Raw genomic sequence first — 16,246 nt, 5'->3', positions numbered from 1 at the left:
CCGCCGGAACAGTTCGAGAGACTGAAGGATGATGATGACGTTCAGACCGACCTCGTCGCGCTTTGCCGCCGCCGCCTTGATCGCGCTGGCTCTGACCGGAACCGCATCGGCCCAGAAGGGCGTCGACCCGACTGGGCTCTGGTTGACGGAGAACGGTGATTCGAAGGTGCGGATCGCGCGCTGCGGAGGCGGCTATTGCGGCACCCTCGCCAGCGTGCCGGGGCCGGGACTCGATTCCAAGAATCCCGACGCCTCGCTGAAGTCCCGCAGCCTCATCGGGGTGCAGATCATGAACGCCGCCACTCCGTCCGGCGACGGCTATGACGGCTCGCTCTACAACCCCAATGACGGGAAGACCTATTCCGGCAGCCTCAAGGTCAAGGGGCCGAACGTGGTCGAGGTCGCCGGTTGCGTGATGAGCGTGTTCTGCAAGCGGCAGACCTGGAAACGCGTCAACTGACCGTCAGCGCCTGGGTGATGGCGTCGATGGCCGCCTGGGCGCCCGAACCTTCGGGACCGCCGGCCTGCGCCATGTCGCGGCGGCCGCCGCCGCCCTTGCCGCCGAGATGGCCGGCGCCGGCCCTGACGAGACCGACGGCGTCGTAGCGGTCGGTCAGGTCCTCGGTGACGCCGACCACGAGACCGGCCTTGCCATCGGGCGACAGGCCGACGATGGCGACGATCCCGGAGCCGAGGCGGCTTTTGCCGGCATCGACCAGGCTCTTGAGATCGCGGGTCTCGACGCCTTCGACGACCTTGGCCATGAGCTTGATACCGGCGATCTCGACGATGCCGTCATCGCCGCCCGACGATCCGCCCATCGCCAGTTTCTTCTTCACCTCCGACAATTCGCGCTCGAGGCGACGACGGTCCTCGATGAGGGCGGTCAGGCGCTCGGGCACGTCGGAACTCTGTGCCTTCAGGAGCCCTGCGATCTGGCCGAGGGTGCGGCTTTCCTCGGCGCGGTGGCGGCGGGCCGTACCGGCCGTGAGGGCCTCGATCCGGCGCACGCCGGCGCCCACCGCGCTCTCGCCGAGCACAGTGATCTGACCGATCTCACCCGTGCGGGCCGCGTGGGTGCCGCCGCAGAGCTCAATCGAGAAGGCCGGGAGGCGGCCCGCCTCGGCGAGGTCGCCCGTGTCGTCGACGGGACGTCCCATGGAGACGACGCGCACCTCGTCGCCGTACTTCTCTCCGAACAGGGCGCGGGCGCCGGACGCCACCGCATCGTCCTGTGCCATCAGCTTCGTCACGACGGGCGTGTTCTGCAGCAGGACCGCGTTGGCGATGTCCTCGACGGCGCGGATCTCGGCCTCATCCATCGGCTTGGGATGGCTGAAATCGAAGCGCAGGCGGTCGGCCGAGACCAGCGAGCCCTTCTGGGCCACGTGGTCGCCCAGCACCTGACGCAGGGCCTCGTGCAGCAGGTGGGTCGCGGAATGGTTCGCGCGGATGGAGGCCCGGCGGCCGTGATCGACTGAGAGCTCGATGGCTCGTCCCAGGCTCAGACTGCCGTCGTCGATGGTGACGTGATGGACGAACAGGTCGCCGAGCTTCTTCTCCGTGGCGGTCACCCGCCCCTTGAGGCCGCCGCCGGCCACGGTGCCGATATCGCCGACCTGACCGCCCGATTCGGCGTAGAACGGGGTCTGGTTGACGAGGACGAGGCCGGTTTCCCCGGCGGACAGGGTGTCGACCTCGCCGCCGTCGCGCAGGATCGCCGTGACGATGCCCTCGGCGCTCTCGGTCTCGTAACCGAGGAACTCGGTGGCGCCGACGCGCTCCTTGATGCCGTACCAGACCGTCTCGGTGGCGGATTCGCCGGAGCCGGTCCAGGCAGCGCGGGCTGCCTTGCGCTGGCGGTCCATCGCCTGGCCGAACGCATCCGTGTCGACGCCGATGCCGCGGGCCTTGAGGGCGTCCTGCGTCAGGTCGAGGGGGAAGCCGTAGGTGTCGTAGAGGGTGAAGGCGGTGTCGCCGGACAGGTTCTGGCCCCGGACCAGCGTGCGGCTCTCGGAATCGAGGATGGCGAGACCGCGCTCGAGAGTGCGCCGGAAGCGGGTTTCCTCCAGGCGCAAGGTCTCGGAGATCAGGCCTTCGGCGCGGGTGAGTTCGGGATAGGCCTGCCCCATCTCACGGATGAGGGTGGGAACGAGACGGAACATCACCGGCTCGCGCGAGCCGAGCAGCTCCAGATGGCGCATGGCGCGGCGCATGATCCGGCGCAGGACGTAGCCGCGGCCCTCGTTCGACGGCAGAACGCCGTCAGCGATAAGGAACGAGACCGAGCGCAGGTGGTCGGCGATGACGCGGTAGGAGGCGACGTTGCCGGCCTCCGGCGGACGGCCGACCGCGTGGCTCACCGCATCGATGAGCGCCTTGAACAGGTCGGTGTCGTAGTTGCTGGTGACCCCCTGGAGGATCGCGGCCATGCGCTCCAGCCCCATGCCGGTATCGATGGAGGGGCGCGGCAGATCGAGGCGGTTGCCCGGTTCGATCTGCTCGTACTGCATGAAGACGAGGTTCCAGAATTCGAGGAACCGGTCGCCGTCCTCGTCCGGCGAACCGGGAGGTCCGCCCTGCAGGCCGGGGCCCTGATCGATGAAGATCTCCGAGCAGGGGCCGCAGGGGCCGGTATCGCCCATCTGCCAGAAATTGTCCGAGGTGCCGATGCGGATGATCCGGTCGTCGGAGAAGCCGGCGATCTTGCGCCAGAGGCCGGCCGCATCCTCGTCATCGGCATAGACGGTGACGAGGAGCCTATCCCTGGACAGGCCGAATTCCTTGGTGATCAGGTTCCAGGCCAGCTCGATCGCCTGCGGCTTGAAATAATCGCCGAAGGAGAAGTTGCCGAGCATCTCGAAGAAGGTGTGGTGGCGCGCGGTATAGCCGACATTGTCGAGGTCGTTGTGCTTGCCGCCGGCACGCACGCATTTCTGCGCCGTGGTTGCCTTGTTGTAGGGCCGCTTCTCGACGCCGGTGAAGACGTTCTTGAACTGCACCATCCCCGCATTGGTGAACATCAAGGTCGGGTCGTTGCGGGGAACGAGCGACGAGGACGGGACCACGGCATGGTCCGCCTTGGCGAAATAATCGAGGAAGGCCGACCGGATCTCGTTGACGCCGCTCATCGTGAATTGACTCTGTCGTGGGCTTTGGGCGGTCGTGACGATCACCCGGGGCTTCTTCGTGGCTTGCGTCCTCATAAGGAGGCCGGACCGTCGAGTCACGCCCGGTACTCTACGGTCGGTTTCGCTTTCTGCATCGCGCAGGCTAGGAACGGGCCGCCGCGTCCATTCTGCACCCCACCGATGGACCCCGAGGATCGGCCTTCCGAGGATCGCCCCATATGCCGGTTGAAATTCGTCTTCTCGCCTGGTCTTGCCTGCTCGGCCTCATCCACATCATCGTCGCCGCCGGCAGCGCCTTGCCCCAGCGAGGGGGGCTCGCCTGGAATACCAGCAATCGCGAGGGGAATGCGCCGGACCTCACCGGAGCCGCGTCGCGCCTCGAGAAGGCGTCGAAGAACTTCTTCGAGACGTTCCCGATCTTCGCGGCGCTGGTGCTCGCCTGCGCCGTCACCGGACGGCACAACACGGCGGTGGTGCTCGGCGCCTATCTCTACTTCTTCGCACGCCTGATCTACCTGCCGGTCTTCGGCTTCGGCATCCCGAAGCTGCGCACCGCCGTCTGGAGCGTGGCGATCGTCGGCATCCTGTTCGTGCTGTGGGGCCTGTTCATCAAGATCCTGCCCTATAGCGGCTGAGACCGGACCTCGATGGGCCTGTCCGATAGATCGGGCCCATCGAGACTTGGTATCCGCACCGGGACGGTGTGAACGCGAAAGAGGCCGCCGCGACGATCCGCGGCGGCCTCTTCGATTCGATCCCGGTCGGACGATCGGTCCGACGCGATTAAGCCTCGCCTTCATCCAGATCGTCGGCCGTGGGCTTGGCGGTCTCCAGGATCTTATCCGCGAGCAGCCCGGAATTCTGCCGGATCGCGGCTTCGATCTTGTTGGCGATCTCGGGGTTGTCGCGCAGGAAACCCTTCGAATTCTCGCGGCCCTGGCCGAGGCGCTGGCTCGCATAGGAGAACCAGGCGCCGGATTTCTCGACGATCCCGGCCTTCACCCCGAGATCGATCAATTCGCCGACCTTCGAGACGCCCTCGCCGAACATGATGTCGAACTCGACCTGCTTGAACGGCGGGGCGACCTTGTTCTTCACCACCTTGACGCGGACCTGGTTGCCGATGGCCTCATCGCGATCCTTGAGGGTCGAGATGCGGCGGATGTCGAGACGGACCGAGGCGTAGAACTTCAGCGCGTTGCCGCCCGTCGTCGTCTCGGGCGAGCCGTACATGACGCCGATCTTCATCCGGATCTGGTTGATGAAGATGACCATGCATTTGGAACGCGAGATCGAGCCGGTGAGCTTGCGCAGGGCTTGGCTCATCAGGCGGGCCTGAAGTCCGGGCTGGCTGTCGCCCATCTCACCCTCGATTTCGGCGCGGGGCGTCAGCGCCGCCACCGAATCGACCACGAGCACGTCGATGGCGCCCGAGCGAACCAGCGTGTCGGTGATCTCCAAGGCCTGCTCGCCGGTATCGGGCTGCGAGATCAGGAGGTCGTCGAGCTGCACGCCGAGCTTGCGCGCATAGACCGGGTCGAGGGCATGCTCCGCGTCGACGAAGGCGCAGACGCCGCCCTTCTTCTGGGCCTCGGCGATGGTGTGGAGGGCGAGGGTGGTCTTGCCCGAGGATTCAGGGCCGTAGATCTCGATCACGCGGCCGCGCGGCAGGCCGCCGACGCCGAGGGCGATGTCGAGCCCGAGCGAACCGGTGGAGATGGTCTCCACCTCCGCCACCTTGTCGTTCTTGCCGAGCCGCATGATCGAGCCCTTGCCGAAAGCACGCTCGATCTGGGACAGCGCGGCATCGATCGCCTTCGCCTTGTCCTTGTCCACCATCGGGGAATCCACAACTTTCAGCGCGGGCTGGGCCATTCGTCGGCATCCTTATGCATGGGGAGAGCTCAAGGCTCAATGCGCCTCGGATGCGAATGATGTACTTGTTTTGTTCTCATTACGCAAGGTCTGGAGCCGCGATTTTCCCGCATCCGGAGAGGTGACGCCGCCCTTATCGGGCGATCGTCTCCTTCACCGTCTCGACGAGCTGCTTGAGGCTGAAGGGCTTGGGCAGGAAGTTGAAATCCTCGCCCTCGGGCAGGTTCTTGCGGAACGCGTCCTCGGCATAGCCGGAGACGAAGATCACCTTCAGGTCGGGGCGGTGCTTGCGCAGCTCGCGCAGCAGCGTCGGGCCGTCCATTTCCGGCATCACCACATCCGACACCACCAGATCGATGGGCTGGTCGGCATCGCTGATGAGCGCCAATGCGTCGAGGCCTGAGGCCGCCTCCAGAACCGTGTATCCGCGCGCCGACAGGGCCCGGCTGTTGACCGCGCGAACCGGGTCCTCGTCCTCCACCAGCAGGATCACGCCCTGGCCGGTATGGTCGGGCGAGGGCTTGCGCGGCGCGGTTCTGTCGGAGCCTGCCGGGCGTTCCAGTTCCGGTGTCGCCTTGAGGCGGTTGGCGGCGATCTCGGCGCTGTTCTGCCCGGAGGCGGGCAGCAGGGCGGTGTCGGCGGCGGGCTCGGCGGCCGGCTCGTGGCGCGGCAGGTAGATGCGGAAGGCCGTGCCCTTGCCGACGACCGACTGCACGTCGATGGTGCCGCCGCTCTGCTTGATGATGCCGAAGACCGTGGACAGGCCGAGGCCGGTGCCCTTGCCGATGTCCTTGGTGGTGAAGAACGGCTCGAAGATCTTCTCCATCACGTCGGGCGGGATGCCCTCGCCGGTATCGAGCACCTCGATCAGGACGTGATCGCCGGCCGGTGCGCCGGATTGCGGCTCGCCGTTCTCCAGGCCCTGCAGGATGTTGGCGGTGCGGATCAGCAGGCGGCCGCCATTCGGCATCGCGTCGCGGGCATTGACCGCGAGGTTCACGATCACCTGCTCGAACTGGTTCACGTCGGCTTTGGTCGGCCAGATGTCGCGGCCATGCTTGAGGTCGAGGTCGACCCGCTCGCCCAGCAGGCGCTTCAGCAGCAGGGTCAGGTCGGACAGCGCCTCGCCGACATTCATCACCTCGGGGCGCAGGGTCTGGCGCCGCGAGAAGGCCAGCAGCTGACGCACCAGGCTCGCGGCCCGGTTGGCGTTCTGCTTGATCTGCATGATGTCCTGGAACGCCGGGTCGGTCGGCCTGTGGCTCGCGAGCAGCAGGTCGGAATAGCCGATGATGGCCTGGAGGACGTTGTTGAAGTCGTGCGCGATGCCGCCGGCGAGCTGGCCGACCGTATCCATCTTCTGGGTCTGGGCGATCTGCTGTTCGAGCTGGCGCTGGGCCGTTGTGTCGAGGGCGTAGAGAATGACCCGCTCGCGGTCGGCCTGCGAGGCGGGATCGGTCGCATCCGTCGCCGCGGAGGTATCGCCGCCGGCCGGGCTGAGCCAGACGCGGGCCGAGCGGTTGCCGGTCCCGGCCAGCGCGACCTCGATCGGCTGAACCTCCACCGTGCCGTCGGCGGCCTTCACCAGGGCGGCTTCGAGTGCGGCGCGATCGCGGTCGACCAGGGCCTCCCACATGGTCGGCTCGGTGCCGAGTTCGCCCCGGCCGTCCGGCACCGCCTGGCGCGGCGTGCCACCGAACAGCCGTGCGAAGGAGGCATTGGCACGGGCGATGCGCCCGGTGCGGTCGAGGGTCGCGATGGCGATGGGGCTGTTGTTGAGGAAGCGGGCGAGCCGCACCTCGGCCGCCCGCTGCGGCTCGTCGCTCTCGGCGCCGGCCGAACGGTTGAGCACGAAGGTGCGCGATGGGCCGGGCCGGCCGTCCTGGCCGAAGGCGACGCGGTGATAGAGCCGGGCGGGCAGCGGTTGGCCGTTGCGGCGCCGGAGGTCGAGGTCGAAACGGTCGGTGCGGACCTCGCCCGGCAGGCCTTCGGTGGCGGTGAGCACATCGGCGCTCGGCGCGATCTCGGGAAGGCGCAGACCGCCCGAGCCCACCGTGGCGAGGTCGTAGCCGAGCCAGGAGGCCAGCGTCGCGTTCATGTAGACGATGGAGCCCGCGGGATCGATGGAGAGGAAGCCGGCCGGCGCATGGTCGAGATAGTCGATCGCGTGCTGGAGTTCCTGGAAGACGTTTTCCTGGCGCTCGCGCTCGTGGGTGATGTCGGTGACCGTCCACAGGGTCGCCGGGAGTCTCGGTCGCTCGACCGCCCGCACGGAGATGCGGAACCAGGCGAAGGCGCGCTCGGCTCCGCCCTGGGGCGGGGGCGCCATGCGGATCTCCTCCACGTGACCGCGCCCGTCATGGGACGCCTGAGCGAGCCGATAGACCGCCTCGGACACGTCCGGGGAGCCGACGAAGACGCGCTCGACGGCGCGCAGGTTCGAGAAGGTCTCGCCGCCCGAGATCCGCAGATAGGCCTCGTTGGCGTAGATGAGCCGGCCGCCATCCTCGACGACGATGGCGCCTTCGGGCGAGGCGTCGACGATGGCTTTGGTGATGTCGTCGCGTCCGGTCTGGCCGGAAAGCTGGATCGCGCCGATCGCCAGCGCGAACAGGCAGAACACGCCGGCCATGGCCAGCAGGGCGAGGAGCCCGAGGATCAGGGGCTGCGCCTGCTCGTTGGCGACGAAGGACAGGCCCACGGCCGCGCCGACGAGAAGGCCGGCCAGGACGAGGAGCAATCCGACCCGCCCAGGCCTTTCGGACCGGTCGATGGCGCTCGACACCGGCTTCGTTGGTCCGCTCACCTCAGCCATCTCGGCGCCATTCTACCCTTGAGCGATCCCGGTTAGCGCCCAGGCCGCATCCGCAGCAAGGGGTATCCGTCGGACGTTACGGACAAATCTCGTCAAAAAAGGTGCATAAACCGTGGCGTTCTCACGCCGCCCGGCGCTTCAGCCGCATGACGAAGCCGATTACCTCGGCCACCGCGCGGTAATGCTCGGCCGGAATCTCCGCGTCGATCTCCACGGTCGCGTGGAGGGCACGCGCCAGCGGCGGGTTTTCCAGGATCGGCACATCGTGATCCTTGGCCACCGCGCGGATGCGCAGCGCGAGTGAATCGACGCCCTTGGCGACGCAGATCGGCGCCGCCATCCCGGCCTCGTAGCGCAGGGCGACGGCGTAGTGGGTCGGGTTGGTGACGATGACGGTGGCGGTGGGGACCGCGGCCATCATGCGCTTCCTCACCCGCGAGGCGCGGATCTGCTTCATCCGGCCCTTCACCTCCGGGTTGCCCTCGCTCTCCTTGTGCTCCTGCTTCATCTCCTCCTTGGTCATGCGCAGCTTCGAGCGCCAGCGGAAGCGCTGATAGAGCGCGTCGCCCATGGCGATGACCACGAAGATGGCGAGCATGCCGCCCATGAGCTTGAGCGCGATGCCGAGGATCGCCGGCAGCGCCGCCGCCGGGTCGAGCCGGGCAAAGACTTCGAGCCGGTCGCGCTCGTTCCATAGGATGGTGCCGGCGACGACGCCCACCAGCATCAGCTTGGCGAGACCCTTGAGGAACTGGACCAGGGCCTCGATGCCGAAGATGCGCTTGAAGCCGGACATCGGCGAGATGCGCTCGAATTTCGGCATCAGGGTCTCGGTGGTGAAGACCAGGGGATGCTGGACGAGGCCGCCGGCGATGCCGGCGATCAGGACGAGGGCCACCGGGATGACGAGCGCCTGGGCGCAGATCAGCAACGTCCGCACCCCCATCTCGGTATAGGCGGTCGGGTCGGACGGAACCTGATGCGCGTTCATGAGGAAGCCGCGCAGGCTGATGAGCAGGTCCTTGGCGATCGGCCCGGATGCCAGCAGCAGCGCCAGGGTGAAGGCCGACAGGATGAAGAAGGTGTTGACCTCGGTGCTGTTGGCGACGTTGCCCTGCTCGATCGCCTTGTCGATGCGCCGCTGAGTCGGCTCTTCGGTCTTGTCTTCCTGGTCGCTGTCGTCGGACACGGCTCAGCGCTCCCCTGTCCGGGCTAGGATCGCCGACCTCATCGCCCCGTCAACTCGCCGAGATAGCGCCCGAGATCGTCGAGGAAGACGCTCATCATGATGCCGAGGCTGCCGAACAGGATCAGCATGCCGATGAGGACGGAGGCCGGCACCGCCACGAAGAACACCTGCATCTGCGGCATCAGGCGCGAGAGCACGCCGAGACCGACATTGAACAGGATGCCGAAGGCGATGAACGGCGCCGAGATCTGGACCGCCAGCACGAAGCCGCGGGCCATGGCCCTGAGGGCGAGCTGTGCCGCCTCGCCCATGGCGAGCACGCCACCGGGCGGCAGCAGCATGTAGCTGCGGGCGATGGCGTCCAGCGCCACATGGTGCAGGTCGGTGGCGAGGATGAGGGTGATGCCGAGCAGCATCAGGAAGTTGCCGATCGCCGCCTGCTGGCCGCCCTGCGTCGGGTCCACGGTCATGGCGTAGGACAGGCCGAGCTGCTGGGACACGATGACGCCCGTGGTCTGGAGCGCCGCGAGCACCATGCGCACGGTGAGGCCGAGGACCAGCCCGATCATCAGTTCGCCGATGAGCAGCGCGATCAGCCCCGGCCCGGCAATCGCCGCGCCCTGCATCGGCAGGAGCGGCCTGACCATCGGAAACAGGATCAGCGAGACCAGGAGCGCGAAGGCGAGGCGGATGCGCGGCGAGACCGACTGTTCGCCGAGCCCCGGCAGCAGCATCATCAGCGTGCCGATGCGCGCGAAGGTGAGCAGGTAGGCCGCTGCGATGCCGGGCAGGAGCAGGTTCATGACTCTGCATAGCAGCGCTCGCGCCGGCGCGTCAGCCGCCGGACACGATGCGGGCGGCGATACGGGTCATGTAGCCGGCGAGCGCATCGCCCATGAAGGGCAGCATGAAGAGGAGCGCCGCGAAGACGGCGACGATCTTGGGCACGTAGATCAGCGTCTGTTCCTGGATCTGGGTCAGCGCCTGGAGCAGCGATACCGCGAGGCCGACCACCAGGGCGACGATCATCAGCGGCCCCGCGACCTTGAGGAACACGAAGATCCCGTCCCGTGAGACGTCGAGGATGGCGAGGCCGGTCATGCTTGGGAAACTCGTTCTATTCGGAGGCCAACGACGGTCGTGAGCGTCCGCCCCCTGCGACGGGGCGGGGATCATGCGTGCTAGATCTGCATCCGCATGATCTCTTCGTAGGCCGAGATCACGCGGTCGCGGACCGCGACCAGGGTCTGGAGGGCCGTCTCGCTCTCGGCGACGGCGGTCACCACGTCGACGACGTTCGCCTTGCCGCCCGCCACCGAGAGAGCCTGGGCGTCGGCCTTCACGCCGGTCTCGCCGATCTTGTCGATGGCCGAGGAGAGGAGCGAGGTGAAACCGCCATCCGCGCCCGATGTCGGGGCGATCCTGGGGGCTCCGCCCTTCATCCCGCCGATGTTCTGGACGGCGGCGTAGGCTCCTGCGGCGAAGGCGTTGGTCGGCATGGCGGCGGGCTTTCGGGAGGAGAGGAGCGTCAGGCCTTGAGGATGGCGAGGGTGGCGTTGATCATCTTGCGGGTCGCGGTGACCATGTTCAGGTTGGCCTCGTAGGAGCGCTGGGCCTCGCGCATGTCCATGTTCTCGATCAGCCCGTTGACGTTGGGCATCCGCACCTCGCCGCGCGCATCCGCGCTCGGATTGCCGGGATCGTATTTGGTGCGGAACGGCGTGGTATCGCGCCGGACCCGGCCGACATCGACCATCGAGGCGCCGGTCTCGCGGTCCACGTGCTGGCTGAAGGTGGGGATCTTGCGCCGGTAGGGTTCGGCGCCCGCGCCGGCAGGGGCGGAATCCGCGTTGGCGATGTTCTCGGCGATGATCCGCATCCGGCTCGACTGGGCCTTGAGCCCCGATGCGGCGATGGTCAGGGATTTGAGGAAGTCCACGGCGCGTGCTCCGCAAGCTCGAGGGTCGAAACGATCAGCGCTTGCCGATGGCGATCTTCAGGGTATCGAGGCTCTTCTGGTACATCGTCGCGGCGAGCTGATAGTCGGCTTGGTTGTCACCGGCCTTCATCATCTCCTCCTCGAGATTGACCCCGTTGCCACTCGGCCTGATCTCGAAACCCTTGAACCGGCGCGGGTCGGCGCCCGGACCCTCGGGCCCGGAATTGAGCGCGATATGTGCCGGGCTGGTGACGGCGAGGCCGGAATTGGCCTCCATGGCTCCGGAAGGCTGTGCGAGTTCGCCGGTCTTGCGATCGAAGTTGGGGCTCGCGAGGTCGCGCGGCCTGAACCCCGGCATGTCGGCGTTGGCCACGTTCTCCGAGAGCAGCTTCTGGCGCGTCTGATGCCACTGCATCCGCGTGCGAAGCATGGAGAGAATGGGAAGGTCGATGACGGACACGGCGCTCGAAGCCCCTTGGCGCCACCGGACGACCCCGGAGCGATGGGCAAAATCTGCCGCCTCCATGGTTAACGCCCGGTTAAGAGCCTCGGTATGAGCGGCAAGTGTCCGGTCCCGAAGTTGCCTGTTAACGAAGTCTTAACGTTATTGCCTGGGGCCGGCCCGGCCGTGGTATCAGGAAAGCCTGTGCTGCGTAGGGCCGTTGGCCCGGAACCCGAAAGAGCCCGATCTTGTCAGCGTTCTTCAATTCGGACGGCTCCTTCCCGCTCCAGTTCCTGATCATTTTCGTCGTCATCTTCGTGGTGCTGGCCGCTATCGTGCTGGTGTTCCGGCGCTTCTCCGGCAAGGGCATGGCACTGTCGAAATCCGGCCCGCGCGGACGTCAGCCCCGCCTCGGCATCGTCGATATCTACGAGCTCGATCGGCAGCGGCAGCTGATCCTGCTGCGCCGGGACAATGTCGAGCACCTGCTCCTGGTCGGCGGTCCCAACGACGTCATCGTGGAGCGCAACATCAACCGGGGTGCCAGCGCTCGGCATGCCCTCGACGACGGAGCCAGGGTGGAGCCGCTGCCCGAGGAGCCGGCTATCGAGCCCGCCCGGCCGGCCGATCCGCCGGCGGCGAGCGCCCCGCCCGTTTTCCAGCCACCCGTCTTCCAGCCACCCGTCTTCCAGCCACCCGTCTTTCAGTCTCCGGTCTACCAGCCCCCGGTCTCGGACGTCCCGGTCCCGGAACGGCCTGAAGCCAGGCCGCCGGAACCCGCCGCGAACATGTCATCCGTGACCGCTGACGAGGCCGCGACCCGCCGCAATGATCCGGTGGAGGCGAGGCCGGCCGTCCGTCCGTCCCGGGCCGAGATGATCGCGGCGAAGGTGGCGCGACGCAATCCGCCGCCCCTGGCCAACCTGAAGGCGGAACCCGCCGAACGGCCGCCCGAGCCGACCCTTCGCGTGGACAGCGATGTCGGCCCGCGCGTCGATGCTCCCGAAGCGCCGGCACCGGAGGCTCCGCGCGCTCCGATGTTCCCGGTCTCGCCGGTTCAGGTCTCGCCGGTTCAAGTCTCGCCGGAGAAGCCTGCGCGGCCTCAGCCCGCCCCGGAACCGGCACCCGCCGTCGAGCCGGTCGTTCCCGTGCCGCCGCCGCTGGCCCGGCCGACGAATTCCCGTCCCGTTGATGCGGCCATCCTGTCCGATATGGCGCGTCAGCTCGAAGAGGCCCTGCGCCGCCCGTCCGCCGCGGTCTCCCCTTCCAATCCGGCCGTGGCGCCGGCTCCGCCGACCGAGCGCAAGGCCGCGGTGAAGCCGGAGCCGGGCCCCGAACCGGTGATCGAGGATTCCGCGCAGTCCGAGCGGCCGATCGATCCGATGGCCGCTGCCATGGCTGCGGCGCCGGACGTGCCCTCGGAGCCCGCACCGGCCGTGAAGCCTCGGGCCGTCGGACCGGTGCAGGATGAGCCGGCGCCGAATGAGCCGGCGCAGAGCGAGCCCGAGCCGTTCCTGCCGGCACCTCCGCCTCCCGCCCAGCCTGTGCCCCCTCCGCCCTCCCCGCCCGCGCCTCCGCCGGAACCGGCCGTGTCTGCCCAGCGCAAGCCGCCCGCGGCGAGCCAGAACCCCTTCTCCGTCGAGGAGATCGAGGCCGAGTTCGCGCGCCTGCTCGGGCGACCGCTCGACAAGAAGAACTGATCCCGGCGGCTACTCCGCCGCCGCCCGCGACGGAAACGGCTTCCCGTCGTTGGCGAGTTTGGCCGGAAGGGCGAACTCGCCCTCCGTGGGCTCGTCCTTCTCGCCGATGAAGCGGCTGAACAGCCGGACGACGAGGCGGGAGAGGTCGTCCACCAGGACGAAGATCGCCGGCACGAAGATCAGCGACAGGCCGGTGGAGACGATGAGGCCGCCGATCACGGCGACGGCCATGGGCGCGCGGAACTCGCCGCCGATGCCGAGCGCCATGGCTGACGGAACCATGCCCGCCGCCATGGCGATGGTGGTCATCACGATGGGGCGCGCGCGCTTGCGGCCGGCATCGATGATGGCGGTGGCCCGGTCGACGCCCCGCGCCATCTCCTCGATGGCGAAATCCACCAGCATGATCGCGTTCTTGGTCACCACGCCCATGAGCATCAGGATGCCGATGACCACCGGCATCGAGATCGGCATGTGGAAGATCAGCAGCCCCAGGATCGCTCCGCCGATGGAGAGGGGCAGCGAGAACAGGATCGTCAGCGGCTGAAGGAAGTTGCCGAACAGCAGCACCAGCACGCCGAAGACCATCATCAGGCCCGCGCCCATGGCCAGCGCGAACCCTTCGAACACCTCGCCCATGATCTCGGCATCGCCGGTCTGGCTGATGGTGACGCCCGGCGGCAGGTTCTTGGCGGTGGGCAGCGCCATCACCGCCTCGATGAGGGAGCCGAGCGCGTCGGAGCCTTCCATATCCGCCTCGAGGGCCACGCGGATCGAGCGGTCGTAGCGGTCGATCGCCGTTGGGCCGCGCCCGAGGCTGAGATCGGCCACGGTCGAGAGCGGGACCGAGGCTCCCCCCTTCACCGGCACCTTCAGGGTTTCGAGTTGCGACAGGTCTCCGCGAAGGCCGAGGGGCAGTTGCACCCGGATCGGTACCTGCCGGTCGACGGCATTGAACTTGGCGAGGTTGGCGCCGATATCGCCGATCGTTCCCACCCGCACCGTCTCGGCGATCAGGTCGGTCGAGACGCCGAGATCGGCCGCGACTCCGGCCTTCGGGCGGATGCGGATCTCGGTGCGGTCGAGCGGTGCCGTCGAGAGCACGTTGACGAGGTGGGGCACGGCGGCCGCCTCGCGCTGCAATTGCGCGGCGGTGTCCGACACGAGACGCAGATCGGGCCCGGACACGATCAGCGCGAGATCGCGCTGGCCGTTGTTGCGAAGCGACCAGAACCGGATGTCGGGCTCGTCCCGCAGCATCGCACCGATGACGACGTTGAGCTCCTTCTGGGTGCGGTGACGGGCGTTCTTCGGCGTGAGGTTGATGGTGAAGCTCGCGAGCCGCACCTCCTTCTTCGACGGCAATTGGCGGCCGCCATCCACGAAGACGCTGCGGACCTCCGGCAGGGCCCTGATCTTGTCGACGATGCCGTCCGTGACGCGGGTGGTGTCGGCGAGCCGGGCACCCGGCGGCAATTCGACCACGAAGATCGTCCGCGCCGCATCCTCCGCCGGCAGGAAACCGGCCGGCAGCAGCCCGGTCGACATGATCGAGGCGGCAAAGCAGGCGAGTCCGAGGACGAGGGTGATGAACTTGTGCCGCACCGACCAGGCGACGACGCGGGTATAGGTCCGCATCACCCGTCCCTCGCGCTCATGGTCCGGGCCATGGTCGCGCAGGAAATAGGCGGCCAGCAGCGGTGTGATGAGCCGCGCGACGAGCAGCGACATGAACACGGCCGCCGCGATGGTGAGGCCGAACTGCTTGAAATACTGCCCGGCGATGCCGCTCATGAACGAGACCGGCGCGAAGATGGCGATGATCGTCGCGGTGATGGCGATGACCGCGAGGCCGATCTCGTCGGCCGCCTCCAGGGCCGCGCGATAGGCGGATTTGCCCATGCGCATGTGGCGGACGATGTTCTCGATCTCGACGATGGCGTCGTCCACCAGGATGCCGGTGACGAGGGTGATGGCGAGCAGGCTGACCGCGTTGAGCGAGAAGCCCAGGGCGCTCATCGCCCAGAAGGTCGGCAGCACCGAGAGGGGCAGCGCGATGGAGGCGATCAGCGTCGCCCTCCAGTCCCGAAGGAAGATGAAGACGACGAAGACGGCCAGAGCCGCGCCCTCGATCAGGCTCAGCATCGCCGAATGGTAATTGCCCACCGTGTTGGTCACGGAGGTATCGATGAGATCGAAGCGGACGCCGGGGTTCTTTGCGGCGAGGTCGGCGATCTTGCGCGCGACGGACGCCGCGACGTCGGCATCGCTGGCGCCCGTCGAGCGTGAGATCGCGAAGGCGACCACCGGCTCGCCGTTGAAGCGCGCGAAGGTGCGCGGCTCCTCCGAGCCGTCGACCAGCGTCGCCAATTCGTCGAGACGAACCTTGCGGTTGCCGGGTACGACGATGGAGGTCTGGGCCAGGGTGTCGAGGCTCGCTGCACCAGCAAGCGTGCGGATCGACTGCTCCTGGCCGCCGAGTTCGCCGCGCCCGCCCGCCATGTCGGCCGAGGTGAGGCGGAGCTGCCGGTTCACGTCGGCCGCCGTGATGCCGAGCGCCAGCAGGCGGTCGGGTTTCAGCGTGACGCGAATTTCGCGGGCGACGCCGCCGAGCCGCTCGACGCCGCCGACGCCCTTCACCCCCTGGATCTGGCGGGCGATGACGTCGTCGATGAGCCAGGACAGGTCTTCGGGCGTCATGGCCGGCGCCGATGCGCCGTAGACCATGATCGGCAGGCCGGCGATCTCGACGCGGCTGATGATCGGCTCGTCGATGGTGCGGGGCAGGTTCACCCGTACCTTGGCGATGGCGTCCTTCACGTCGTTGACCGCGCGGTCCACGTTCACTTCGAGGCGGAACTCGATGGTGGTGGCCGAGACGCCTTCCGAGATCGTCGAGATGACGTGCTTGACGCCCTTCACCCCGGCGACGGCATCCTCCACCACCTTCGTCACCTGAGTCTGCAGCTCGGAAGGAGCCGCGCCGGCCTGGGTGACCTGGATCGCCACGATCGGGATGTCGATATTCGGGAACTGCGTGATCGGCAGCGAGCGGAAGCTGACGAGTCCGAGAATCATCAGGACGAGGAAGAGGACGATCGAGGTGATCGGCTTGCGGATCGCCCAGGCGGAGACGTTGAGGCGCATGACGGTCC

The 16,246-nt window shown here is 67.7% G+C and carries 13 protein-coding genes; 3 read left to right on the top strand and 10 right to left on the bottom strand.

The genetic code is table 11. The annotated features are described in order from the left end of the window. Window positions 1–28 precede the first annotated feature (28 nt). Window positions 29–460 (top strand): DUF2147 domain-containing protein, encoded by a 432-nt coding sequence (locus A3OK_RS0101590; RefSeq protein WP_019903180.1) that lies wholly within the window; start codon window positions 29–31, stop codon window positions 458–460. Here A3OK_RS0101590 and alaS read toward each other — a convergent pair. Then, the gene (gene alaS, locus A3OK_RS0101585; RefSeq protein WP_019903179.1) at window positions 453–3,131 is read right to left on the bottom strand and encodes an alanine--tRNA ligase; all 2,679 of its coding nucleotides are present in this window, start codon (window positions 3,129–3,131) and stop codon (window positions 453–455) included. The genes A3OK_RS0101590 and alaS overlap by 8 nt on opposite strands. A 218-nt stretch (window positions 3,132–3,349) precedes the next feature. Here alaS and A3OK_RS0101580 point away from each other — a divergent pair, with 218 nt between their 5' ends. Next, window positions 3,350–3,766: an MAPEG family protein gene (locus A3OK_RS0101580; protein ID WP_019903178.1), complete on the top strand. Its 417-nt coding sequence runs from the start codon at window positions 3,350–3,352 to the stop codon at window positions 3,764–3,766. A gap of 148 nt (window positions 3,767–3,914) precedes the next feature. Here the strand turns inward: A3OK_RS0101580 and recA are convergent, their stop codons facing one another. The 8 genes from recA to flgB form a co-directional block, all read right to left on the bottom strand. Beyond that, the gene (gene recA / locus A3OK_RS0101570; protein ID WP_019903177.1) at window positions 3,915–5,006 is read right to left on the bottom strand and encodes a recombinase RecA; all 1,092 of its coding nucleotides are present in this window, start codon (window positions 5,004–5,006) and stop codon (window positions 3,915–3,917) included. Between the two features lie 133 nt (window positions 5,007–5,139). After that, a complete protein-coding gene (locus A3OK_RS0101565; protein WP_026596824.1) occupies window positions 5,140–7,821 on the bottom strand; it encodes a response regulator in 2,682 nt (893 codons plus the stop codon). Window positions 7,822–7,942: 121 nt separating this feature from the next. Then, window positions 7,943–9,010, bottom strand: coding sequence for a flagellar biosynthesis protein FlhB (flhB, locus tag A3OK_RS0101560; RefSeq protein ID WP_019903175.1), 1,068 nt, complete (start codon window positions 9,008–9,010; stop codon window positions 7,943–7,945). 38 nt (window positions 9,011–9,048) lie between these two features. Next, window positions 9,049–9,813, bottom strand: coding sequence for a flagellar biosynthetic protein FliR (gene fliR / locus A3OK_RS0101555; RefSeq protein ID WP_019903174.1), 765 nt, complete (start codon window positions 9,811–9,813; stop codon window positions 9,049–9,051). 31 nt (window positions 9,814–9,844) lie between these two features. Beyond that, a complete protein-coding gene (gene fliQ / locus A3OK_RS0101550; protein ID WP_019903173.1) occupies window positions 9,845–10,111 on the bottom strand; it encodes a flagellar biosynthesis protein FliQ in 267 nt (88 codons plus the stop codon). A gap of 80 nt (window positions 10,112–10,191) precedes the next feature. Next, entirely contained in the window at window positions 10,192–10,509 is a 318-nt protein-coding gene (gene fliE / locus A3OK_RS0101545) for a flagellar hook-basal body complex protein FliE (protein ID WP_019903172.1), read from the bottom strand. A 29-nt stretch (window positions 10,510–10,538) separates the two neighbouring features. Continuing rightward, window positions 10,539–10,949, bottom strand: coding sequence for a flagellar basal body rod protein FlgC (gene flgC, locus A3OK_RS0101540; protein WP_019903171.1), 411 nt, complete (start codon window positions 10,947–10,949; stop codon window positions 10,539–10,541). A gap of 34 nt (window positions 10,950–10,983) precedes the next feature. After that, a complete protein-coding gene (gene flgB, locus A3OK_RS0101535; protein ID WP_019903170.1) occupies window positions 10,984–11,409 on the bottom strand; it encodes a flagellar basal body rod protein FlgB in 426 nt (141 codons plus the stop codon). 230 nt (window positions 11,410–11,639) lie between these two features. Here flgB and A3OK_RS0101530 point away from each other — a divergent pair, with 230 nt between their 5' ends. Further along, window positions 11,640–13,091, top strand: a complete 1,452-nt coding sequence (locus A3OK_RS0101530; RefSeq protein WP_019903169.1) for a hypothetical protein — start codon at window positions 11,640–11,642, stop codon at window positions 13,089–13,091. Between the two features lie 9 nt (window positions 13,092–13,100). On the opposite strand, the gene A3OK_RS0101525 is transcribed toward A3OK_RS0101530, so the two are convergent. After that, window positions 13,101–16,238, bottom strand: a complete 3,138-nt coding sequence (locus A3OK_RS0101525) for an efflux RND transporter permease subunit (protein WP_019903168.1) — start codon at window positions 16,236–16,238, stop codon at window positions 13,101–13,103. Between the last annotated feature and the right edge of the window lie 8 nt (window positions 16,239–16,246).

This window comes from Methylobacterium sp. 77 (genome assembly GCF_000372825.1).
GTDB lineage: Bacteria > Pseudomonadota > Alphaproteobacteria > Rhizobiales > Beijerinckiaceae > Methylobacterium.
This window is presented reverse-complemented; position numbering and strand designations above follow the sequence as displayed.